This window comes from Amorphus coralli DSM 19760, assembly GCF_000374525.1.
Classification (GTDB): Bacteria; Pseudomonadota; Alphaproteobacteria; order Rhizobiales; family Amorphaceae; genus Amorphus; species Amorphus coralli.
The window spans coordinates 406,892-429,284 of the sequence record NZ_KB894573.1; the positions used below are offsets into that span (position 1 = coordinate 406,892).

At 70.9% G+C, this 22,393-nt stretch carries 21 protein-coding genes; 11 read left to right on the forward strand and 10 right to left on the reverse strand.

Annotation, left to right across the window (positions count from 1 at the left end; all coding sequences use genetic code 11):
- Positions 1-4 precede the first annotated feature (4 nt).
- The 3 genes from C507_RS0112655 to hrpB form a co-directional block, all read right to left on the reverse strand.
- Positions 5-1,216 (reverse strand): adenylate/guanylate cyclase domain-containing protein, encoded by a 1,212-nt coding sequence (locus C507_RS0112655; RefSeq protein ID WP_018700076.1) that lies wholly within the window; start codon positions 1,214-1,216, stop codon positions 5-7.
- Positions 1,217-1,224: 8 nt separating this feature from the next.
- Positions 1,225-1,959: a metallophosphoesterase family protein gene (locus C507_RS0112660; RefSeq protein ID WP_018700077.1), complete on the reverse strand. Its 735-nt coding sequence runs from the start codon at positions 1,957-1,959 to the stop codon at positions 1,225-1,227.
- A 90-nt stretch (positions 1,960-2,049) separates the two neighbouring features.
- Positions 2,050-4,509: an ATP-dependent helicase HrpB gene (gene hrpB / locus C507_RS0112665; RefSeq protein WP_018700078.1), complete on the reverse strand. Its 2,460-nt coding sequence runs from the start codon at positions 4,507-4,509 to the stop codon at positions 2,050-2,052.
- A 95-nt stretch (positions 4,510-4,604) separates the two neighbouring features.
- On the opposite strand from hrpB, the gene C507_RS0112670 reads away from it, so the two are divergent.
- Genes C507_RS0112670 through C507_RS0112680 form a run of 3 tightly spaced genes read left to right on the forward strand, consistent with a single transcriptional unit; the run spans position 4,605 to position 8,175 of the window.
- Positions 4,605-5,822: an ABC transporter substrate-binding protein gene (locus C507_RS0112670; protein WP_018700079.1), complete on the forward strand. Its 1,218-nt coding sequence runs from the start codon at positions 4,605-4,607 to the stop codon at positions 5,820-5,822.
- A 23-nt stretch (positions 5,823-5,845) separates the two neighbouring features.
- Complete coding sequence (locus C507_RS0112675) at positions 5,846-7,534, forward strand: ABC transporter permease (protein WP_018700080.1); 1,689 nt, start codon at positions 5,846-5,848, stop codon at positions 7,532-7,534.
- Complete coding sequence (locus tag C507_RS0112680; RefSeq protein WP_018700081.1) at positions 7,531-8,175, forward strand: ATP-binding cassette domain-containing protein; 645 nt, start codon at positions 7,531-7,533, stop codon at positions 8,173-8,175. Before C507_RS0112675 ends, C507_RS0112680 begins: the two co-directional genes overlap by 4 nt.
- A 104-nt stretch (positions 8,176-8,279) precedes the next feature.
- Here the strand turns inward: C507_RS0112680 and bfr are convergent, their stop codons facing one another.
- From bfr to hemC, 6 genes are all read right to left on the reverse strand, one after another.
- Complete coding sequence (gene bfr / locus C507_RS0112685) at positions 8,280-8,765, reverse strand: bacterioferritin (protein ID WP_018700082.1); 486 nt, start codon at positions 8,763-8,765, stop codon at positions 8,280-8,282.
- Positions 8,766-8,930: 165 nt separating this feature from the next.
- A complete protein-coding gene (locus C507_RS0112690; RefSeq protein ID WP_018700083.1) occupies positions 8,931-9,560 on the reverse strand; it encodes a class I SAM-dependent DNA methyltransferase in 630 nt (209 codons plus the stop codon).
- Positions 9,561-9,748: 188 nt separating this feature from the next.
- On the reverse strand, positions 9,749-11,518 hold the full coding sequence (locus C507_RS0112695; RefSeq protein ID WP_018700084.1) for a heme biosynthesis protein HemY: 1,770 nt from the start codon (positions 11,516-11,518) through the stop codon (positions 9,749-9,751).
- An 18-nt stretch (positions 11,519-11,536) separates the two neighbouring features.
- The gene (locus tag C507_RS0112700) at positions 11,537-13,234 is read right to left on the reverse strand and encodes a hypothetical protein (RefSeq protein WP_018700085.1); all 1,698 of its coding nucleotides are present in this window, start codon (positions 13,232-13,234) and stop codon (positions 11,537-11,539) included.
- A gap of 110 nt (positions 13,235-13,344) precedes the next feature.
- Positions 13,345-14,079, reverse strand: a complete 735-nt coding sequence (locus C507_RS21255; protein ID WP_018700086.1) for a uroporphyrinogen-III synthase — start codon at positions 14,077-14,079, stop codon at positions 13,345-13,347.
- Between the two features lie 3 nt (positions 14,080-14,082).
- Positions 14,083-15,006, reverse strand: coding sequence for a hydroxymethylbilane synthase (gene hemC, locus C507_RS0112710; RefSeq protein WP_018700087.1), 924 nt, complete (start codon positions 15,004-15,006; stop codon positions 14,083-14,085).
- Positions 15,007-15,119: 113 nt separating this feature from the next.
- Between hemC and tsaD the strand changes: the two genes are divergently transcribed.
- The 8 genes from tsaD (at position 15,120) to C507_RS0112750 (ending at position 21,590) form a co-directional block, all read left to right on the forward strand.
- Entirely contained in the window at positions 15,120-16,196 is a 1,077-nt protein-coding gene (tsaD, locus tag C507_RS0112715) for a tRNA (adenosine(37)-N6)-threonylcarbamoyltransferase complex transferase subunit TsaD (RefSeq protein WP_018700088.1), read from the forward strand.
- 2 nt (positions 16,197-16,198) lie between these two features.
- On the forward strand, positions 16,199-17,197 hold the full coding sequence (locus C507_RS0112720) for an NAD(P)H-dependent glycerol-3-phosphate dehydrogenase (protein WP_018700089.1): 999 nt from the start codon (positions 16,199-16,201) through the stop codon (positions 17,195-17,197).
- Between the two features lie 99 nt (positions 17,198-17,296).
- Positions 17,297-17,584 carry a YciI family protein gene (locus C507_RS0112725; RefSeq protein ID WP_018700090.1) on the forward strand — a complete coding sequence of 96 codons (288 nt, stop codon included), beginning with the start codon at positions 17,297-17,299 and terminating at the stop codon, positions 17,582-17,584.
- An 11-nt stretch (positions 17,585-17,595) separates the two neighbouring features.
- Positions 17,596-18,015 (forward strand): EVE domain-containing protein, encoded by a 420-nt coding sequence (locus tag C507_RS0112730; RefSeq protein ID WP_018700091.1) that lies wholly within the window; start codon positions 17,596-17,598, stop codon positions 18,013-18,015.
- Positions 17,976-18,713, forward strand: coding sequence for a class I SAM-dependent methyltransferase (locus C507_RS0112735; protein ID WP_018700092.1), 738 nt, complete (start codon positions 17,976-17,978; stop codon positions 18,711-18,713). The genes C507_RS0112730 and C507_RS0112735 overlap by 40 nt, the downstream gene beginning before the upstream one ends.
- A 113-nt stretch (positions 18,714-18,826) precedes the next feature.
- Positions 18,827-19,810 (forward strand): L,D-transpeptidase, encoded by a 984-nt coding sequence (locus C507_RS0112740; RefSeq protein WP_018700093.1) that lies wholly within the window; start codon positions 18,827-18,829, stop codon positions 19,808-19,810.
- A 182-nt stretch (positions 19,811-19,992) separates the two neighbouring features.
- The gene (gene pdxY, locus C507_RS0112745; RefSeq protein WP_018700094.1) at positions 19,993-20,856 is read left to right on the forward strand and encodes a pyridoxal kinase PdxY; all 864 of its coding nucleotides are present in this window, start codon (positions 19,993-19,995) and stop codon (positions 20,854-20,856) included.
- Positions 20,853-21,590, forward strand: a complete 738-nt coding sequence (locus tag C507_RS0112750; RefSeq protein ID WP_018700095.1) for a DUF429 domain-containing protein — start codon at positions 20,853-20,855, stop codon at positions 21,588-21,590. Before pdxY ends, C507_RS0112750 begins: the two co-directional genes overlap by 4 nt.
- 3 nt (positions 21,591-21,593) lie before the next feature.
- Here the strand turns inward: C507_RS0112750 and C507_RS22825 are convergent, their stop codons facing one another.
- The gene (locus C507_RS22825; protein ID WP_018700096.1) at positions 21,594-22,328 is read right to left on the reverse strand and encodes a L,D-transpeptidase; all 735 of its coding nucleotides are present in this window, start codon (positions 22,326-22,328) and stop codon (positions 21,594-21,596) included.
- Between the last annotated feature and the right edge of the window lie 65 nt (positions 22,329-22,393).

The window sequence follows — 22,393 nt, forward strand, 5'->3', positions numbered from 1 at the left end:
GCCGTCAGACCCCGAAGATCGCCACGGAGGCCTCGCGGCCGCGCAGTTCCACCGCGCCAATCTTCCTGAGATCCGTCTCCGGCGACAGGCCGCTCGCCGTGTCGGCGTCCAGAAGCACCCGCGACTGAAGCTCCGTGTTCAGTGCCTGCAGCCGAAGCGCCCGGTCCAGCGTATCGCCGTAGACCGCGTAGGCCGGACGTTCGCCGCCGACGGCGCCCGCCGAGACCGGCCCGGTGGCAACGCCGATGCGCAGTTCCAGCCTGGCCCCGGCGAAGCTCTCCTTGCGCACCGCGTGCAGCAGCGCCCGCGCGACCCAGAGCGCCCGGTCGGGATGATCGTTGACCGCCAGCGGCAGGTTGAAGCTTGCCGTGAAGCCGGTGCCGGTCGCACCCGCGATCACGCCTCCCCCCTCCGCGACGATCTCCCCGGCCCGTGTGAAAAAGGCGTCCAGCACCGCGATGCCGGTCGCCGGATCGCCGGCCTCCGTGAGCGTGGTGAATCCCGACACCACCACCTGAACGATGCTGGCGTCGCGCTCGACGGGCTTGAGCACGCCCGGCGTCCTGACCAGCTCTTCCACCATCGAGGCCGGCATGTAACGGCCGAACGCGGTCTGGATCCGCCCCCGCGCCCGGCCGGCGCTGGCGCGTTCCGCCACCACCGCCCGCAGCCGCGCGATGGCCCAGCCCACCAGACCCGTAGCGGCCACGGCGATCAGGCTTGCCCCGGCAGGCACCGCCAGCGGTGGCAGCGCCCAGCCGGACGGCACCACGCCGCCCGTCATAGGCATCCAGCAGAGGGCGACACCGAGCGCCCCGGCCCAGATGAGCGGTCCGCGGGCCAGCATTGCCGCAGCCAGCCCGATGAGCAGGAGCGCGGCGGCTGGACCGAAGGCGCCGACGACCGCCGCCTCCTGCGCATCCGGCAAAAGCACCAGCAGCGCTGCCAGCCCGGCCGCGTCGAGGCCGAGGATCGCGTAGCGCGACCCGCTCCAGTCGAAGCGCGAGCCCACCGCGGCGTGCGCCGCGACGCCTGCCAGCAGCAGCAAGGCCACCGGCGCAAGCGCAACCGGCCACGCGTCCGTCGGAACTGCCCAGTCGAGCCAGGCCCCGGCCAGAAGAACGGCCACCATGTGCGCCTTGACGGCGATCTTGAATCCGCTGTCCTCCGCGGCGGTCAGGGCGCGCGCGGTCGACAGCTCCGCTGCCGTGGTCATGGCTCGTCTCAGCGTCCGGTCGAGAGGAAGCGGCGGGTCTCATCCTCAAGCACGAGGCAGGTCAGCGTCCCCGTGACCGCGGCACCCGTGTCGATGTCGATGCGGAACGGCCGCACCTCCGGCGCATCCACCGGCGTGTGCCCGTGAACAACACAGTGCGGCAGCGGCCCTGGGAACGACAGGAACGGCTCCCGGATCCACATCAGGTCTTCCGGATCCTGCTGCTTCAGCGCCACGCCCGGCCGGATACCGGCATGAACGAACAGATAGTCGCCCTCGACGTGGGTCAGCGGCAGGTTGGAGAGGAAGTTGAAATGACGGCCGAGCGCGCTCCTGAGCTCGCTGCGGATCTCCGCCATCGACTTCTGCCCCACCTCCGCCGGCGGCGTGATGCCGTAGGAGGCGAGCGTTTGCTGGCCGCCATTCTGCATCCAGAGAATCAACAGCTCCGGATCCTCCAGGAAATCCAGGAGCATGTCCTCGTGGTTGCCCTTGAGGCAGATGCGCTCGCCGTCGTGGCGCGCGTCGTCCTGCAGGATGTCCAGAACCGCCTTCGAGGCAGGGCCGCGGTCGACATAGTCGCCGACATAGATCTCCACCACGTCGTCGCACGGGTGGCGGACGAGATCGCGGTCGATCTCGGCCAGCATCGCTTCCAGGAGATCGGCACGGCCGTGCACGTCGCCGATGGCGTAGATGCGGGTTCCCTCGGGCGTGCGAGGGGCAGTCTCGGGAAAGGGCATGAGGCGCCGTCCAATCGTTTCGGCTTTTACGCACGACCTATCCGAAACGGAGCGCGGATGGAAACCGGCAAGCCGATTCGGAGACGTCCTTCAGCTTTTGAGATGTTTTTTCAGGCGGATCGGTGGCGCGCTGGCCGGATCCTCCGGCCACGCGTGCTTCGGATAGCGGCCGCGCAGGTCGCTGCGCACGTCCGCCCAGCTTCCCCGCCAGAAGCCGGGCAGGTCCATGGTCGTCTGGATCGGCCGGTCGGCCGGCGACAGCAATGTCACCACAAGCGGCAGGCTGCCGCCGGCGACCGAAGGATGCCCGGCGACGCCGAAGAGATCCTGCACCCGGATCGCGATGGCTGGCTGCTCGCCGGAATAATCGATCGCAGCGCCTTGGCCCGAGGGCATGACGAAGCGCTCCGGCGCCAACCGGTCCACCTGCCCACCGAGCCCCGCATTCGCCAGCAGGCCTTCCAGCGCCGCCGTCAAAGCCGCCCCGGTCACGTCGGAGAGCGCCACGGCGGACGGCACGAACGGCCCCAGCCAGTCCTCGAGCGTCCCCGCAAGTGCGGCATCTGACACGTCCGGCCAAGGCTCGCCCAGCGTCCGGTGAAGAAAGCCGATCCGCTCCCTCAGATGCCGGCTCTCCGCGCTCCAGGGCAGCCGGTCGATGCCGCGCTCGGCGAGGCCCGCCATCAGGGCGCTGAGCGTTTCCGCACCGGGTTTCGGCACCGTTCTCCGTTCCGCCAGCACCAGCGTTCCGAACCGGCGCTGCCAGCGCGACCGCACCGCCCCGGCCGCCGCATCGAAGGCCGAGACCTCCTCTTCCACGATCCGCTCGGCAAACAGCTCCTCGATCATGGCCGGATCCAGGGGCGCGGCCGACAGGATGCGCGCCTTCTGGGCCGCGCCCTGCAGCTCCGCCACCGCGAGATATGGCTCGCGCGCCAGCGGGTCGGCCGGATCCAGCACGCCGCCGCGCCCTCCGGCCGTCCGGTAGCCGCCCGGTTGCCCCCGCGCCTGCGCCACCCGGTCGGGAAAGGCGACGGCAACCAGCCGGCCGACACGGGCCGGATCGGGTCTTGAGCCATCCCCACCCGATCCACCGGCGGCCTTCGACCAGCGGGCCGCGGCAGTCCGCCCGGCCCGGGCACGCTCCGAGCGGTCGCGGGCGAGCGCGTCCAGGCGATGGGCAAGGTTGGTGTCGCGCCCGCCGAGCCCCTGCTCGGTCAGGAGAAGCGCGATTCGCGCGGCAAGATCCGCCTCGCCGGTGGCGGCCGCCTTGTGAACCATGTGCGCCAGGCGCGGCGGCAGCGGCAGGGCCCTCAGCGCCCGACCGTCGGCGGTGATCGATCCGGCGGGGTCGATGGCGCCCAGGTCGGCCAGCAACGCCCGCGCCTCGCGAAACGCGGCGATGGGCGGCGGATCCAGCCAGGCAAGCTGCGCCGGATCCTCGACGCCCCATTCGGCGAGATCGAGTGCGAGGCTGGAGAGATCGGCGTCGAGGATTTCAGGCGGGTCGAACGGGATGAGCGCAGCCGTCTGTCCTTCCGCCCACAGGCGGATGCAGCGTCCCGGCTCGGTGCGCCCGGCGCGGCCGCGCCGCTGGTCGGCGGCGGCACGAGACACGCGCTCGGTGACCAGCCGGGTCAGCCCGGTCGCCGGCTCGAAGCGCGGCCGGCGCACGTAGCCCGCATCGATCACCACCCGCACGCCCTCGATGGTGATGGAGGTCTCGGCAATGGGCGTCGCCAGCACGACCTTGCGCCGTCCCGGCTTCGCGGGGCGGATCGCCGCGTCCTGGGCGCGCCCGTCGAGCCCGCCGTGCAGCGGCACCACGTCGACGTCGGCCGGCAGGTCGGACAGCCGTTCCATGGTCCGCTCGATCTCGGCGCGGCCCGGCAGGAAGGCGAGCAGCGATCCCTTGTCGTCGCGCAGGGTCCGCCGCACCGCATCGGCAACGGCATCCTCCATCCGGGTATGCGGTGCCGTCGGCGCGTAATCCGTCTCCACGGGGAACGTTCGTCCCCGGCTTTCCACCACCGGCGCATCGCTCAGGAGCCGGGCTATCCGCTCCGCATCCGCGGTCGCCGACATGGCAACGAGCCTCAGGTCCGTCCGCAGCGCGCCCTGGCTGTCCAGTGCCAGCGCCAGCCCCAGGTCGGTGTCCAGTGCCCGCTCGTGGATTTCGTCGAACAGCACCGCCACCACGCCGTCGAGCTCCGGATCGTCGGCGATCATCCGCACGAAGACGCCGGACGTCACCACCTCGATCCGCGTGGCGGCCGACACCTTCGCGTCCATCCGCACCCGGTAGCCGACGGTCTGGCCCACTGCCTCGCCCAGCGTCTCCGCCATCCGGCGCGCCGCGGCCCGGGCGGCGAGCCGGCGGGGTTCCAGCACCAGGATGCGCCCGTCGCCGCGCCAGCCTTCCTCCAGCAGCGCCAGCGGCACCCGGGTCGACTTGCCGGCACCCGGCGGCGCCACCAGCACGGCCGACGGTCCGGCCGACAGCGCCTCCCTCAGGGCAGGCAGCGCCTCTTCGACGGGCAGGCGTGTCACGGTCGTGTGTTCCCCGTTCCCGGCTGTTGGCACCCGGCGGGCGCGCGACTAGAGTCGTCAGTCATCGTTCTCGACCCGTTCAGGCTTGCCATTCCGTGACCCGTTTCAAGGTTGTCGCCGCTCTTCTAGCCGCCCTGGCCGTCACCGGGCCAGCCCTCGCCGCCGACCCGGATCCCCAGAACTGGGCCGCGGTCGAAGAGGAGGCCACTGGCCAGACCGTCTATTTCCACGCCTGGGGCGGCGAGCCGCGCATCAACGCCTATATCGGCTGGGTCGCGGACCAGCTGAAGGCCCGCCATGACGTGGACCTGGTTCATATCAAGGTAACCGACACCTCCGGCGTGGTAGCCCAGGTGCTCGCCGAGAAGACCGCCGGCCGCGATACCGGCGGCAGCGTCGATCTCGTCTGGATCAATGGCGAGAACTTCGCGGCGATGGTCCGGCACGACCTCCTCATGAGGCCGGGCTGGGCAATGGTCCTGCCCAACTGGGATTACGTCGACACCGACGGCAAGCCCACCGTCCTCACCGACGCGACCCTGCGCATCGACGGCCTCGAATCACCCTGGGGCATGGCCCAGCTCGTCTTTCTCCACGACACGGAAACGCTGCCCGACCCGCCGCGCACCCTCGATGCGCTGGCCGACTCTGTCGAGGCCAATCCCGGCCGCTTCACCTATCCGCAGCCGCCGGACTTTCTCGGCACGACCTTCCTGAAACAGCTGCTTCTCACCTACGCGCCCGACCGGCTGGCCCTCGACCGGCCGGTCACCGATGCCGCGTTCGAGACCGCCGCCGGCCCGGTCTTCGACTGGCTCGACCGGGTCACGCCGCACCTCTGGCGCCAGGGTAAGGCCTACCCCCGGTCCGTCTCCGAGCTCCGCCGCCTGTTCGCCGACCGCGAGATCGACCTGGCCTTCACCTTCAATCCCTCCGACGCCAGCGCCGCCATCGCCGACGGCGAGCTGCCGGAGAGCGTCCGTCCCTACCTTCTGGAGGGCGGCACCATCGGCAACTCCCACTTCGTCGCCATCCCCTACAACGCCAACGCTAAGGCCGGCGCTCTGGTGGTGGCGAACGTCCTGCTGTCGCCGGAAGCCCAGGCGCGCAAGGCCGATCCGGACGTGTGGGGCGATCCCACGGTCCTCGACGTCGCCGGCCTGCCGGACGCCGACCGCGCCCGGTTCGACGCGCTCGCCGAGGATCCCGCCATCCTGCCGCCGTCCGCCATGCGGCCGACCCTGCGCGAACCCGATCCAAGCTGGACCGAGCGGCTGGAAGCCGCGTGGACCGCGCGCTACGGCGCGCGCTGAGACCCGGAAAGGCGCCGACTGCGATGCTCGTCCGGTTTGCGCCCGCCCTCGCCATCGCGGTGCTGATCGGTCCGGTCCTCGCGGGGATCGCGGGCGTGGCGCTGCCTGCCTTCGGCTACCTGCCGGCGCTCGGCGGCCACGTGGTCTCTCTGGCGCCCTGGCAACGGCTCCTGGCCGAACCGGGGCTTGCGACCTCCGTCGCCCTCAGCCTGTGGACCGGCCTCGCCTCCACCCTGATCGCCACCGCGATCGCGCTCCTGTTCGTCGCCGCCTGGTCGGACACCCGCGCCTTCGTGTGGATGCGCCGGGTTCTGTCGCCCCTGCTGTCGCTCCCCCATGCCGCCGCCGCGCTGGGGCTCGCCTTCCTGATCAGCCCGTCGGGCTGGATCGTCCGGCTCCTGTCGCCCTGGGCGACGGGCCTGGACCGGCCACCGGATCTCCTGATCGTGCACGATCCGGCCGGCCTCGCCATGATCGCCGCCCTCGTTGCCAAGGAAGTCCCCTTCCTGCTCCTGATGGCGCTCGCCGCCCTGCCGCAGACCGACGCCGGCCGCCTGTCGCGGGTCGCCACCGGCTTCGGCTATGGCGGCATTGCCGGCTTCGCCTACGCCGTGCTGCCGCGCCTCTACCCGCAGTTGCGGCTGCCGATCTTTGCGGTGATCGCCTTCGCCACCTCCACGGTGGAGGTCGCGCTGGTTCTGGGGCCGACCACGCCGGCACCGCTCGCCGTCCGCCTCGTCGACTGGATGGGCGATGCCGACCTGACCCGCCGCTTCTCCGCGTCCGCCGGCGCGCTCCTCCAGGTCGCGGTGACCGCCGCCGCGCTGCTTGCCTGGCTCGCGCTTGAACGGCTCGTCGCCGTCATCGGGCGCGGGGCCATCGCCTCGGGCCACCGGTTGCGGCGCGACGGGCCGTTGCGCGTGCTCGCCGCCGGCCTCGCCCTCCTCTGCGCGGTTATGATCGGGGCCGGCCTGGCGGGCCTGACCGTCTGGTCGCTGGCCGGTGTCTGGCGCTTCCCCGACGCCCTGCCCACCCGCTGGTCGCTGTCGGCCTGGACGGAAGCGTCGTCCGGAACCGGCGCCCTCGTCATCACCACGGTCGCCATCGCGCTTCTCGCCACGGCCGCCGCGACGCTGCTGACCCTTGCCTGCCTGGAAAACGAGAGCCGCCAGGGCCGCGCGCCCGGTACCCGCGTCCTGTCGCTTCTATACCTGCCAATCATCGTCCCCCAGGTGTCCTTCCTGTTCGGCCTGCAGGTCCTGCTCCTGGCCGTCGGCGTGCGTCCGTCCCTCGCCGCCGTCGCCTTCGCCCACCTGGTCTTCGTGCTGCCCTACGTCCTCCTGTCGCTGGGCGACAGCTGGCGCGCCCAGGACCCACGCTACGCGCGGGTGGCCGCCGCCCTCGGCGCCTCGGAGATCCGGATCTTCTGGCGCGTGCGCCTGCCGATGCTGCTGCCGGCCGTGCTCACCGCTGCCGCGGTCGGCTTCGCCGTCTCCGTCGGGCTCTACCTGCCGACCCTGCTGATCGGCGCCGGGCGGCTGCCCACCGTCACCACCGAGGCGATCGCGCTTGCTGCCGGGGGCAGCCGCGGCCTGATCGGGGTCATGGCCGTCTGGCAGATGCTCTTGCCGCTCGCCGCCTTCTCCCTGGCGCTGGCCATTCCGGCCCTGCGCGCCCGGCGCTTCGCCGCCGCCTGGAGGATTGCGGCATGAGCGCAGCCACCACCGAAGGCCTGATCCTCGACACCGTCGAAATCCGCCGGGGCACCGAGACCTTGCTCGCTCTTTCCGCCTGCATCGCTCCGGGCGAGACGCTGTCCGTCATGGGGCCGTCCGGCAGCGGCAAGTCGACCCTCCTCGCCTGCGTCGCGGGCTTCCTTGCCCCGCCCTTCTCCGCCACCGGTCGCATCGGGCTCGACGGAGCCGATCTCACCGCCCTGCCCGCCGCAGTCCGCCGCATCGGGCTGCTCTTTCAGGATCCGCTGCTCTTTCCCCACCTCACAGCCGGCGGCAACGTGCGCTTCGCGCTGCCGGCCGGAACGGCTCGCCGCGAGCGCACCGGCCTCGTCCGCACCGCCCTTGCCGAGGTGGGGCTCGCCGGCTTCGAGGATCGCGATCCCGCCACCCTGTCGGGCGGCGAGCAGGCCCGCGTCGCCATCGCCCGGGTGCTGGCCGCCCGCCCCCGCGCCCTGCTCCTCGACGAGCCCTTCTCCAAGCTCGACGCCGCCATGAAGGACCAGATCCGCGCGCTCGTCTTCACCACGGCCGCCGAGCGCCGCCTTCCGGTGCTCCTCGTCACCCACGACCCGGCTGACGCCGAGGCCGCCGGGGGACGCATCGTCCGCCTCGCCTGACGATCTTTCCCTTGCCCGCGCGCACGAAAAAGGGCGGATGCCGCGCACCCGCCCCTGTCCGAAAGTCCGTGTTGCACCCTCCGTCGAGACGGAGGGCGAAAGGCTTACTCGGCCTCGTTCGCCGGCGCCGCCTGCAGCAGGCAGTAGCGCTCCAGGCCGATCGATTCGAGAAGCTGAAGCTGCGTCTCGATGAAGTCGATGTGGCCTTCCTCGTCGGAGAGAAGCTTCTCGAACAGCGCCATGGACACGTAGTCTTCCTTGTCGTGGCAGAGCTTGCGGCCCTCACGATAGAGTTCCCGCGCCGACTGCTCCGCAGCGAGATCGCACTCCAGCACTTCCTTGACGTTCTGACCGATGCGCAGCGGCTCGAGCGTCTGCATGTTCGGCAGGCCCTCGAGGAAGATGATGCGCGTCGCGAACTCGTCCGCGTGGTGCATCTCCTCGATGGACTCCTCGCGCTCCTTCTTGGCGAGCAGCGTGAAGCCCCAGTCGTCCAGCAGCCGGTAATGCAGCCAGTACTGGTTGATCGCCGTCAGCTCGCTCTTCAGGCCACGGTTCAGGTAGTCGATAACCTCGGGATCGCCCTTCATACCGGCTCACTCCGCTCTCTGTCGGTTTAGAATTGGAATTATTCCAATAACCGGCAGAAACACGTCCGTCCAGTGTCGATCCGCGAAATGACGAAAAAATTCGCGCATAACAGTCAGGATTTCGCCCGCCGCGCGCACACCGTACGCGGACGGCCGGTTTCCGGCCTATTTCGAGTAGACGTGGATGCGGTGCAGGATCGTCAGGGACTCACCCGGCATGCCCGGAAAGGGCGGAGTCGATTCCACGTGCCGCCAGCGCCCATCGAAGCGCAGAGCCTCGATGACCTCGCCATAGCCCGGATCGATGCCCTCGTCGGCGCGCAGCGAGAAGATGATCCGCCCGCCCGGCCGGACGATGCGCAGCATCTCCTCGAACGCCTCGGGGCCGGCGTGTCCGGGCGTCAGCGTGCCGACGCAGGTGATAGCGGCGAAGCTGTCGTCCTCGAAATCGAGCCGGTCGCCGAGCCGCATGGACTTCAGGTCCTGGTAGACGCCCTTCTGGTCCGCCACCGTCAGCATCTCGTCTGAAAGGTCGATACCGACGATGGGATCGAACCCGATCAGCGAGAGGAACTGTCCGACCAGGCCCGTACCGCAGCCCGCGTCGAGGATTGCGCCGTCGCCCGTTGCGACATGGCGCGCGGCAAGCGTTGCCGCCACGCCGGGCAACAGGTAGCCGCACTTGGCGAGATCGCTCTCATAGTCGTTGGCCCAGGCCGAATAGGCTGACCTCCGCTCCTGATCCGACGTGGCCCCGTAGACCTGGGCCAGGCGTTCGGTGGCGGATTCAGACATGCGGGTCTCCTTGGCTGGAACTGGGCGACGTTACGCCACCGCGGACGGTCCGACCTCATCGATGCGGACCCCGCCGAAGCGCATTCGACTGCGTGTGCTGGTTGGCGGGACCATACCGGTTCCTCGCCGGATGGCCAAATCCGCACGAGGTGCGCTCCGGCCCGGGCAACCGGCCGGAGCCGCGCGCATCAGTTGAAGAAACGCATCCGCCGCTTGCCCTCGGAAGGCTCCTGCTCCCCGCCGTCCGGACCCGGATCGTCGGGCGGCGTCTCCAGCGGGAAGCGCACGGTTTCAGGCCCCTTGTGGCCATTGGCCTCGTCCGCCGCCTTCTCGGTCTCCGTGGTCCCGGTGGCGGGATCGCCCACGGGTTTCACGTCGGTCACGTTCTCCTCCGCAACCGGAGTGGACGCGGGCGCGGGCGGCGGCACGATCTCTTCCGGCTCCACCGGCTTCGCGGCCGGTGCCGCCGGGGCGGGCTCGGCGGATGCGCCCATCGGGTCGGCAATCGGCGGCGCGGGTTCTGCCGGCGCCGGCTTGGCCGGGGCCGCCGTGGTTGAAACCGCAACCACCGCCGCTTCGGCCGAGGCCGGTGCCGAGGACGGGACCGTCTTCAGGGCAGTGGCCGGCGCCGCAGCCATAAGCGCCTCGTCGATCGGCGGTTCGATCACCGTGCCAAGCGCCTCGTAGGGCACCCGCCATTCGAACGCATCGAGGCGACCGGTCACCGGCGAGACCGGCGCCCAGCTTTCCGACACGATGCCGTCGGCGGTCCAGGCCGGATCCTTCGGCGCCCGCACGGCCCGCGACAGCCATTCGCGCACGCGGCCCTGGTCGTTGGTCTCCGCTTCCTCCAGCTCCGCCATCAGGAGGCAGGCCCGCTGGGTCGGATGGTCGTTCAGCACCGGCCGCATGGCGGTGCGCGCCTCGTCGAACTCGCGGGCGTCGATCGCCGCCTCTGCCACCGCGAAGGCGCCCTCGTTGCTCTGCGGCTGCAGCGCGGCCAGCGTGCGCACCCGCTTCAGCCGGTCGCGGGCCGCGTCGCCCTGGCGGATGTGGGCGTAAGCCTCCGCGAGGTCGGGGTGCGGGGTGCGCTTCCAGGTCTGCTCGATCACCTTGGTCGCCCGGCGGACGTCGCCGAGACGCGCCAGAACCCGTCCCGCCACGGCGGCGGCCGGCACCAGGTCCTGGGCCAGGCTGTGCGCCTCCAGCGCCAGGGCGCGGCACTTCTCTGGCTCGCCCATTTCCAGTTCCAGAGCGCGGGCGGTCAAGAGCACCGCCTTGCGCCGGCGGGCGGTCGGCTTGTCCACCAGCTTGTTGTGGGCGTTGCGGTCGAGGATGCGGGTCGCCTCCTCCCAGTTGCGCTCCGCAGCGGCGTGCTCGAACTGGGCGCTGGCCGCCCACGGAAGGCTCGGCGCCAGCTCCGCCGCCTCGTTGGCGTAGTGCTTGGCGGCTTCCGCCTCACCCTCGCGGCTCGCCTCCACGTAGAGGCCGTGCAGGCCGAGAAGCTGCGTGTCGCGGTCTTCCAGCATCGTCTCGAAGACCGTGCGCGCCTGCGCCCTGTCGCCGCCAAGCTGCGCCGTCTGCGCCTCCAGCAGAGCCACGGCCGGCTCGTTGGGCAGCGTGCGACGCGCCTCGCTCGCATAGCGGCGCGCCAGCCGGTGATCGCCGGCCCCCACCGCGATGAGCCCATTGGACAACGCCCGGTAGCCCTTGTCCTTCTTGCGGCGGGAGAAGAAGCGCGACATGCGCCCCGGCGTGTGGACGATCGCCCGGAACAGCGACCACAGGATGATCGCCACCGCGATGACGGCGATCAGCGCGGCCATCGCGACCGTTGTCGAGGTCTGGATCTCGTAGCCCAGCCAGGTGATGTCGACAGCACCGGGCCGGTCGGCGATCCAGGCACCGCCAAGGGCCAGCGCGAAAACGACGAGCAGAAAGACTAGCAGGCGAATCATGGTCTCGTATCCGCTCGATCAGTTTCCGGGGGCGGTGGAGGCGGCGGGCGCCGGCTGCGGGGCAGCCGATGGGTCTTGGGAGAGGCTGGCCAGCACGTCCTGGGTGACCTTGGCCACCAGCGCATCGGCCGCAACGCGCGCCGCGACCTGGTCGTGCCAGGTCTTCGACGCCGCCTGGGCCGGTTCCGGCAGCTTGGTCCAGTCGGATGCGGCCGCGGCCAGATCGCCCTTGTCCAGGTCGGCACGGATCTGGTCCAGCGTGGCGCTGACGCCGCCATCTTCCGGCGCGTCGGTGCGACGCACCTTCACCAGCGACTCCGCGTTGGCGAGCAGGCCGGCCATGAAGCCCTCGTCCTGCGCCCCGCCGCGCACGGTGTCCCGGATCGAGTCCTCGACCTCGGGGAAGGCTGCAACGAGGGCCCGCCGTGTCGGCAGCCCCGTTTCGGCATAGGCATCCAGCGGCGCGACGATGGAGGGATCCTCCAGCCGCGTCTTCACCGCGGCAAGCGCCGGGGCATAGGGCTCGCCGGTCCTGAGCGCCTCGTCGAGCACCGCGGTGGAGAGTGCCAGTGCGGCGGCCTCGCGCGGACCGGTACCGCCGACGATCTTTTCCAGTTCCGTCACCCGCGACGACAGGTCGGACACCGTGCCGGACAGCTGCTGCAGCGACGACTGGAGAGCCGCCTGCGCGGTTTTGAGGCTTTCGATGGACTGCTGCATGGGCGCGATGGCGGCATTCGCCTTGCCGGCCTCGGCTGCCGCGTTTCCCGCGGCGCTTGCGGCCTGGTTCGCGGCATCGCTGGCCTTTGAGACCCCGTCGCGCAGCGCCTGGAGATCGTTCTGCGACACGGCGGGCGGGGCGTTCGCGACGTCCGTCACCTGCGATTCCAGCGCGCTCACCCGGCCGGGCAGATCAGAGCCCATGCCCTCGACCTGTGCCTTGAGGCCCTCGATATCCTGCTGCAGATCGTTGACGGCCTGCGCGGCTTCACCGCCGCCGGAGCCGGCATTCTCCACCCGCCGTTCCAACGTAGCGATGCGACTTTCCACCGACGGAGCCCCACCCTGGGCAACGGTGCGCGGCCCCGAACCGGGCGCGCCAAGCAGTCCGGCGTCGATGGCGATGTAGCCGGCGCCCACAACGAGGACCGCCGCCACCACCGCCGTGACGATGGCGCCGCCAAGCCCGATGCCGTCCGACTGCCGCGGCGGCGCAGGCGTGGCAGCGACATCGCTGTCGTCACCCCCGCCGTCTCCGGCAGGCGAGCCGGAGCCCGCCGACGATTTCTTCGAGGCTCCGTCCGCCGCGTTTTTGTCCGTCTTCGTTTCGGTCGATTTCGGGGCGTCGCCCGCCTTTGCCGCGTCGCCTTCGGCGCTGGTGCCCAGTGTCATGCCGGCCGCGCCGCTCTTGGCCGGACCGACGCTCGGCACCGGGCTCGACGCCTTGCCGGACGTGGTGGATGCCGTGGCTGAGCCCTTGGGCTGGCCGTCGTCCTTGCGCTTGGTGCCGTCCTTCGGCTTCGCGGCGTCGGCAGCGGACTTGGCAGTTCCCGCGTCGCCGGCCTTGGGATCCTTCTGGCCTCCCTTCTCGTCCTTGGACGGGTCGGCTGACCCGGACGTGCGCGGCTCGACCTCCGAGGCCGACAGGTCGAGCACCGGCGGGGTCTTCCGGCCGCTTCCGCCCTTCGGATCGCTCGGATCATTCGTCGCCGCCATTGCTCACCCCGTCCTCGTGCTGGCCCTGGTCGAACACTATCGTCGCCTCGGCCCCGGTTATACACCAATTCTCATCTGCCGCCGTCCGGGAGACCCCGTAGACGGCCTCTTCACCGTCGATCGGCGGACGGCCATTGCCGCGTAAGCAGCGCCAGAAGCGCCTCCTGGTCCGGCCGCTCCGCCACGATGATCCGGCGGGCGCCGGCTCCGCGCAGCACATCGGCCACCGACTCCGACAGGCACGCGTGGTTGATCTCGGCGAGCGCCGCCCCGACGCCCGCGCGGTCCGCGAGCCTCACCAGCGTCTCCGCCGAACGCGGCGAAAAGGACAATGCTGTGTCGATGTCCCCCTCCTTCAGGCCCGCGCTCGCCTCTGCCGTGAGCGCGGAGGCCGTCTCCGCGCGGTAGCAGACGCGCAGGTCGACGACCGTTCCGGCTTCCGCCAAAAGGCCGGCCAGGTCGCCGCTGCGGTCACGCCCCGCCAGGTAGAGAACGGCCCGGGGGCGATTTGGATCCGCCGCGAGCGTCGCAGCCAGGTCGGCGACCGTGCCACCGGCCGATCGGACGTCCCGGAAACCGGCCGCGCGCGCGGCTTCCGCCGTGGCGTCCCCCACCGTCACCGTCGGCATGGCGATCACCCGGGCGAGCTCCGGGTGCCGCGCCAGGGCGCGCACCGCCCCACGGCTCGTCAACACCAGCGCCTTCGCATCGCCGGGATCCAGAGAGACGGTGGGGTCCGGCACGATATCGAGAAGCGGCGACAGGACCGGCTCGTGGCCCATCGCGGCAAGGCGCTCCGCCGTCTCCTCGGCCTGGGGAAGCGGCCGGGTGACGAGGATGCGCATGGCTCAGACCCAGTCCACGAAGAATTCGGGGCCACCCCGCGCCTTCAGCTCGCGACCGACCGCGCGGCCGATCTCGGGCGCGTCCGCCGCCTTGCCATCGAGCACCATCTCCTCGACGCGGGCGCCGTCCGGAGTGGCGATCAGGCCGTGCAGGGACAAACCGTCGCCGCTGAGCGTCGCATGGCCGGCGATGGGCGTGCGGCAGGAGCCATCCAGGGTTTCCAGGAAGGCGCGCTCGGCGGCGAGCGAGGTGGCGGTCGCCCGATCGAGCAGCGGCCCCAGCGCTTCCAGCACCGGGGCATCCTGCTCGCGAGTCTCGATGGCGATGGCGCCCTGGCCCAGCGCCGGCGGAAACCGCTCCATGTCCAGCACCGAGGTGGCGATATCGGGCCGTCCGAGACGGTTGAGGCCGGCCATGGCGAGCAGCGTCGCGTCCACCTCGCCGGCCTCCAGCTTGCGCAGCCGGGACTGCACGTTGCCGCGGAAGTTCACCACCTGGAGATCCGGCCGCAGCCGCTTCGCCAGCGCGCCCCGCCTGAGGCTCGCCGTGCCCACGACCGCGCCCTCGGGCAGGTCGTCGAAGGTCTTCGCCTTCAGCGAGATGAAGGCGTCACGCACGTCCTCGCGCGGCAGGTAGCCGGCCAGCGCCAGCCCGTCGGGCAGTACCGTCGGCACGTCCTTGGCGGAATGCACCGCCAGGTCCAGCGAGCCGTCGAGCAGGCCGTCCTCGATTTCCTTGGTGAACAGCCCCTTGCCGCCGAGCTCCGACAGCGGCCGGTCGAGCACCTTGTCGCCGGTGGTCTTGATGACCACGACCTCCACCGCGTCCGGGTCGAAGCCCGACGAGGCGACGAGCCCGTCGCGCACGGCGTGGGCCTGGGCGAGCGCCAGCGGGCTGCCGCGGGTTCCGATGCGAATCCGTTTCAACTCTCAAGTCCAATTGCAAGAAGTGCGCTTCCGATGCTAACCGCATGGGACGAAGTCACGGACCATAACGACGCGCCCTCCGGTGGCCAAGCCGCTTGGCGCCGGCGGATCGCATGATCGTACTCGGCATCGAAACAAGCTGCGACGAAACCGCGGCGGGCATCGTCTCCTGCGACGCGCCCGGCGAGGGCCGGATCCTGTCCGACGTCATCCGGGGCCAGGTCGAGGAACACCGTGCCTTCGGCGGCGTCGTGCCGGAGATCGCCGCCCGCGCCCATGTAGAGGTGGTCGACACCGTGGTCCAGGCCGCGATGCAAGACGCCGGCCTCACCTTCGCCGACCTCGACCTTGTCGCCGCCACCGCCGGCCCGGGCCTGATCGGCGGCCTGCTCGTCGGCCTGACCACCGGCAAGGCCGTCGCCTCCGCAGCCCGGCTGCCGTTCCGCGCCATCAACCATCTGGAGGCCCACGCGCTCACCGCGCGGCTCACCGACGGCGTCGACTTTCCGTACCTGCTGCTGCTCGTATCCGGCGGTCACAGCCAGTTCATCCTCGTGGAAGGCGTCAGCCGCTACCGGCGCTGGGGCACCACCATCGACGATGCCCTCGGCGAGGCCTTCGACAAGACCGCCAAGCTGCTTGGCCTCGGCTATCCCGGCGGCCCCGAGGTGGAACGCCGCGCCGCAACCGGCGATGCCACCCGCTTCGCCTTCCCCCGCCCCCTCGCCGACCGGCCCGATCTCGCCTTCTCCTTCGCCGGCCTGAAGACCGCCGTGCGTCTCGCCGCGCTGCAGACCGACCCGCTCGACGACCAGGCGATCGCCGACATCTGCGCCAGTTTCCAGGCGGCGATCGCCGACATCCTCGCCATCAAGTCGGCCCGGGCGCTGGCCCGCTTCCGCGACGAGACCGGTTCCGACACCCCCGCCCTCGTCGCGGCCGGCGGCGTCGCCTCCAACACCGCCGTCCGCGCCGCGCTGGAGCGAACCGCCCGCGAAGCCGGCGGCCGTCTCGTGGTGCCGCCGCCACGCCTGTGCACCGACAACGGCGTGATGATCGCCTGGGCCGGCGCCGAACGCGCCATGGCCGGCCTCGACGACGATCCCGGCCTCACCGCCCGCCCCCGCTGGCCGCTGGATGCCGACGCAGCCCCCCTCGTCGGCCACGGCCGGCTCGGCGTGAAGGTCTGACCATGACAGAGCCCCGCACCATCGGCATTCTCGGCGCCGGCGCCTGGGGAACCGCGCTTGCCCAGGTCACGGCTCGTGCCGGCAACCGCGTCATTCTCTGGTCGCGCAACCCGGAGACCGTGCGCTCCATCGCCGAGGACCGGCGCGCGCCGAACCTGCCGGCCGTCACCCTCGATCCGGCGATCTCCGCAACCGGCGATCTCGCCGAGGCCGCAGGCTGCGCCATCGTGGTGCTCGCCACCCCGGCACAGACCACCCGCGACGTCACCGCTGCTGCCGCCGAGATGGTCGCGCCCGGCACGCCGGTGGTGATCACCGCCAAGGGCATCGACCGCGCCAGCGGTCGCCTGCTCTCCGACGTGGTTGCCGAGACGCTGCCCCAGGCCCGCGTCGCGGTGCTCTCCGGCCCGGGCTTTGCCGGCGAGGTGGCGCGCGGCCTGCCCACCGCCGTCACCATCGCGACCCTCGACCCGGCGCTCTCCGACCTGCTGGCCGAGGTCTTCGCCACGCCGGGCTTCCGGCCCTACGCCTCCGACGACCTGCGCGGCGTCCAGATTGGTGGGGCGCTGAAGAACGTGCTGGCCATCGCCGCCGGAATCGTCGCCGGCCGCGATCTCGGCGCCTCCGCCCATGCCGCGCTCACCACCCGGGCACTGGCGGAGATGATCCGCATCGGCGTCGCCGAGGGCGGCCGCCGGGAAACCCTCACCGGCCTGTCCGGCCTCGGTGACCTGCTGCTGTCGGCCACCAATCCGCAGTCGCGCAACTTCGCCTTCGGCGAGGCGCTCGGCCGCGGCACCACCACCGTCGCCGATGCGCTGCAGAGCGGGCCGCTGGTGGAAGGCGCCGCCACCGCGCCCGTGGCGATTGCCCTGGCCGAACGCCTCGGCGTCGACACCCCCATCATGCAGGCAGTCGCCGCCGTGCTGGCCGACCGGATGACCATCGATCGCGCCATCGAGGCCCTGCTCAGCCGACCGCTGAAGCGCGAGCACGACTGAGCCCCCGCATTCCGCCATCTGGCATCGGCGCGCCGAGTAGGGTACCGGAGGACAGCCGGCCCGTTCGAGGGCCGCACCGATCACCTGGAAAGGAACGCCATGCTCTTCGTCGCCATCTGCCGGGACCGCGCCGGTGCCACCGACGTCCGCGCCAACACCCGTCCGGATCACCTCGCCTGGCTCGAGGCGAACGCGGAGACCGTGAAGCTCGGCGGCCCGTTCACCAGCGAGGATGGCGCGACCTCCATCGGCTCCATGCTGATCGTCGAGGCCGACACGCTGGAGGGCGCCCGCGTCTTCCTGGCGAACGATCCCTACGCCGGCGCCGGGCTGTTTGACTCGGTCGAGGTGCTGCCCTGGCGCGCCACCGTCGGCGCCAAGATCTGACGGTCGGTTCCATGGCATACTGGCTGTTCAAGTCCGAGCCCAACACCTGGTCGTGGGACGACCAGGTGGCCAAGGGCGAGGAAGGCGAGGAGTGGGACGGGGTGCGCAACCACCTCGCCAAGAACCAGATGCAGGCCATGAAGGTCGGCGATCTGGGCTTCTTCTATCACTCGGTCAACGAGAAGCAGGTGGTCGGAATCGTCAAGGTGATCGCCGAGGCGCATCCCGATTCCAAGGACGGCACTGGCACCTGGTACTGCGTCGACATCGCCGCGGTGAAACCCTTCAAGACGCCGGTCACCCTCGACACCATCAAGAAGACGCCGGAGCTGGCCGACATGATGCTGGTGAAGAATTCGCGCCTGTCGGTGCAGCCGGTGAAGGACGAGGAATGGAAGCTGGTCTGCGAGATGGGAGGCGTGACCGCCTGAGCCCGGCCCCGCCCATCGATCCGGACACAGCGCCGGAGCGGCGCCGCGCCTTCATTCGTGCCCACACCCGTCTGTGGGCGCCGCCGCACGTCCCGGAAATCGTTCTCCACCTCGCCGACGAGGCCACCGATCTCTGGGAGAAGACCGAGGAAGAACTCGGCGCCCTCGGGGTTCCCCCGCCCTTCTGGGCCTTCGCCTGGGCCGGGGGACAGGCGCTTGCCCGCTACCTCCTCGATCATCCCGGCACCGTCGCCGGGCAGAGCGTCCACGACTTCGCAAGCGGGTCGGGCCTCGTCGCCATCGCGGCTGCGAAGGCGGGCGCCCGCAGCGTGATCGCCAGCGAGATCGACTCCTTCGCCGTCGCGGCCATCGGCCTCAACGCCGCCGTCAACGCGACCCCGATCACCGTCCATTTCGGTGACCTCCTGTCCGGCCCCGTCCCGGACGTCGACGTGCTTCTCGCCGGCGACGTCTTCTACGAGCAGCCCATGGGCAAGGCGGTTCTGGCGTGGCTGGATCGGTCCCGCGCGGCGGGGACCGACGTGCTGGTCGGCGACCCCGGCCGGAGCTACCTGCCGCGCGAGCGCCTGGAGCCGGTGGCGGAATACTCCGTCGAGGTCACCCGCGCGCTGGAAGACAGCGAGATCAAGCGCACCACCGTGTGGCGCCTGAAGCCGCCGCTTCGCAGGCCCCGCTAACCGGCTGTTAACCCTGTCAGGCGGATGCATGTTGGCGGGAAATGGCTGGACGCCGCGCCGTGAGGGTCCGGGCGCCGCCGCCCGCCGCGATCCAGTCAGCAAGGGGGCCGCCCGTGTTCAACCGCCGTCATTTCCTCCACGGACTTGCCTTCGCCGGCGTTGCCGGGATCGGCCTCGCCGGCCGCAGCCACGCCCTCGACGTCGATGCCATGAAGCCCGGGGAATTTCTCTGGGACCTCGACCGCGCTCCCGACGGGCCGGTCGTTATCCTGGTTTCCATCCCGGCCCAGCGGCTTTACGTCTATCGCGACGGCGTGCTGGTCGGCGCAACGACGGTTTCCACCGGACGGCAGGGACACGAAACGCCCACCGGCGTCTTCACGATCCTGCAGAAGGACAAGGACCACCACTCCTCGATCTACAACAACGCCTCGATGCCGTTCACCGAGCGGCTTACCTGGTCCGGCGTTGCGCTGCATGCGGGCAGCCTGCCCGGCTATCCGACGTCGCACGGCTGCGTGCACATGCCGCTCGCCTTCTCCAAGGATCTCTTCGGCATCACCCGGATCGGAACGCCCGTCATCATCGCCGACAGCCATTCCGGCCCGGCCGACGTGCTGCATCCCGGCCTTCTCCTGCCCGCCGATGCCCAGGCCGAGGCCCAGGCGGAAACCATCATGACCAATGGCGACACGGCCGGCGCCCCCGCGATTCCCGCGTCTCCCGTTCCCGCCGCCGTGGTCGCCTCGGCCGCCGACAGGACCATCTACGTGATGGAAAACGGCGAACTCACCTTCGAGGGACCGATCACGATTGCCGACGGCCCGCCGCTCGGCAGCACGATCTACGTCATGAAGGCGCAGCCCGACGGCCAGCCGGCCCAATGGGTGGCGATCAGCTACGAGACCGACAGCGGCAGCAAGGCGGCAACGCCGAGCGTCGATCCGCTCCACCGCATTACTGCGGACGCCTCGGTGCGTGAGTATCTGGCCACCCTGTTCGTGCCCGGCTCCACGCTGCTGGTCACCGACGATCCGGCCCATCCCGGCACACGCTCGAATCCCGGCTTCGTGGTGGCGACGCACCCGACGTCCTGAACGCGGATCCCTCCGCCGCCGCGGCCCTTTTCATCACGTTCGCGCGACCGGCCCCGGCAACCGGGACGTGTCACCTGCGCCATGCGCCATCTGCATGGATCGGTCGCGGCGCGGCCGGTTGATCGCCGCGGCCCGGTTGGCGCATTGTCCGCCGGTCGAGCGCTCCTTTTCGGATCATCGCCATGGACACCAAGCCGCCTGCCGCCGTTGTCGTCATTTCCTCCCTCGTCGCCCGGGGTGGCGTCGGACTGCGCGCCACCGGCTTCGCGCTGGAGCGCCTCGGCCACCCGGTCTGGTCGGTGCCCACGGTGTTCCTGCCCTGGCATCCCGGGCACGGCCCCTCGACCCGCATTGTTCCGCCGGCCGCCGACTTCCAAGCCGCGCTGGATGAACTCGCCGGCTCCGGCTGGCTGGACGAGGTCGGGGCCATCGTTTCCGGCTATCTCGGCGACGCTGGACAGGCGGCTGCGGTGGCGACCTTCGTGGCGGCGGTGAAGGCGCGCAATCCCGACATCCGCTATCTGTGCGACCCCGTCACCGGCGACGAAGAAGGCCTCTACGTACCGGAAGAAACCGCCGACGCGATTCGCACCGCCCTCCTTCCCATTGCCGACGTGGCCACGCCCAACCGGCACGAGCTTGCCTGGCTGACGGGGCTTGCCACCGACACCATCGGCGACACGCTCACCGCCGCCCGCGCCCTCGGGCCGGAGCGTGTCCTCGTCACCTCCGCCCCTGCCCTCATGCGCAACTCTGTCGCCACCCTCTACGCCACTCCGCGGGGCGCCTGGGTCGCCGAGCACCCGCTGGTGGCCCATCCCCCGCACGGACCCGGCGATCTCGCCGCCGCCCTCCTCATCGACCAGATCCTCGCCGGCCATCCCAACCCGGTGGCCCTGGAGAAGACCACCGCCGGCGCCTTCGAGATCGTCGCCCGCTCCGCCAAGGCCGGGGCCGACGAACTCGCCATCGTTGCCGATCAGGGCCGGCTGCCGCGCCCGATGGCAATGGTGCAGATGCGCCATCTGGGCGAAGTGAAGGCATGAACTCCGCCGGCACCGTCGTCGGCGTCGACGGGTGCCGGGGTGGCTGGGTCGCGGTGGTTCTTGACCGGGCACGAACGGAGGCCATCGACGTCCGTGCGGTCGCCCGCGTCGCGGACCTCATCCGGCTTCTTCCCGACGACGCGGTCTTCGCGATCGACATGCCCATCGGGCTGCGCGACCACACCGGCCCGAACGGGCGCGGTCCGGAACGCGCGGTGCGTCCGCTGCTGGGCATGCGCCAGTCTTCGGTCTTCTCGGTCCCCTCGCGGGCCGCCGTCTACGAGACCGACTACCGCGAGGCCTGCCGGGTCGCGATGGAGACGTCCGATCCGCCACGCAAGGTGTCGAAGCAGTGTTTCTATCTGTTCGACAGGATTCGCGAGCTCGATGGGTTGCTCCTCGACCGTCCGGAGCTGATCGCGCGGATGTTCGAGACCCATCCGGAGGTCGCCTTCTGGCGCCTGAACGGCGAAGAGGCCATGACCGAGCCGAAGAAGGTGAAGAGCCGGGCCTCCCGGCCGGGTCTCGATGAGCGCCGCGCCCTGCTGGAGCGCTGCGGCCTGCCCGGCCGGATTTTCGACGCCCCGCGGCTTCCCGGCGTCGGCGCGGACGATCTGCTGGATGCCGCGGCCAACGTCCTCATCGCCGCCCGCATCGCGGACGGCGAGGCCGAGCCCTTCCCCGCGCCGCTGGAGCACGATCCCCGCGGCCTCCCCATCGCCATCTGGGCGTGAGGATCAGTTAAGGGCGGCCGTCACCAGCCTGCGGTCGCTCTCCAGGCCGAGAACGATCACCTTCGCGCCCACCGGCACCCGTTCGTAGAGGTCGGCGACGTCCTCGTTCTTCAGCCGGATGCAGCCCGACGACACGGCGTAGCCGATCGACCAGGCCTGGTTGGTGCCGTGGATGCGGTAGAGCGTCGAGCCGAGATAGAGCGCGCGGGCGCCGAGCGGGTTCTCCGGCCCGCCGGGCATGAACTCCGGCAGGTTCGGCTGGCGCGCCAGCATGTCGGCCGGCGGCCGCCAGTCGGGCCATTCCGCCTTGCGGCTGATCCGTTCCACGCCGGACCAGGTGAAGCCGTCGCGCCCCACCCCGATGCCGTAGCGGATCGCCTGGCCGCCCGGCTGTACCAGGTACAGATAGCGGGTCTGGGTGTCGATGATGACGGTGCCCACCGGCTCGTTGGTGCGGAACGGCACCACCCGGCGCCGGTACTGCGCCTCGTGGATGGCCTGCATCTCCTCGCGCGAGGCCTGGTAGGTCTTCCAGCGCCCGGAGGTGGGATCGAAATAGCGGTATTGCGGGCGCGCCTGGGTCTTCGGCTTGGAACCGATCGGTCGGTAGTTGATCCAGCGCTGGTTCTGCTCGTCCCAGATCCGCACCGTCTGGCCAGCCGTAGCCGGCTCCGGCACGGTCCCGATGGAAAGCGCCAGGACGGCAGCGGATGCGACGAGTGCGGCGAGGCGGTTCATGGCCCTTCCCCCGGTCAACAGGCATGCGGAACCGGCGCGCGGCCGGCATCTGGTCAGGTCCAGAC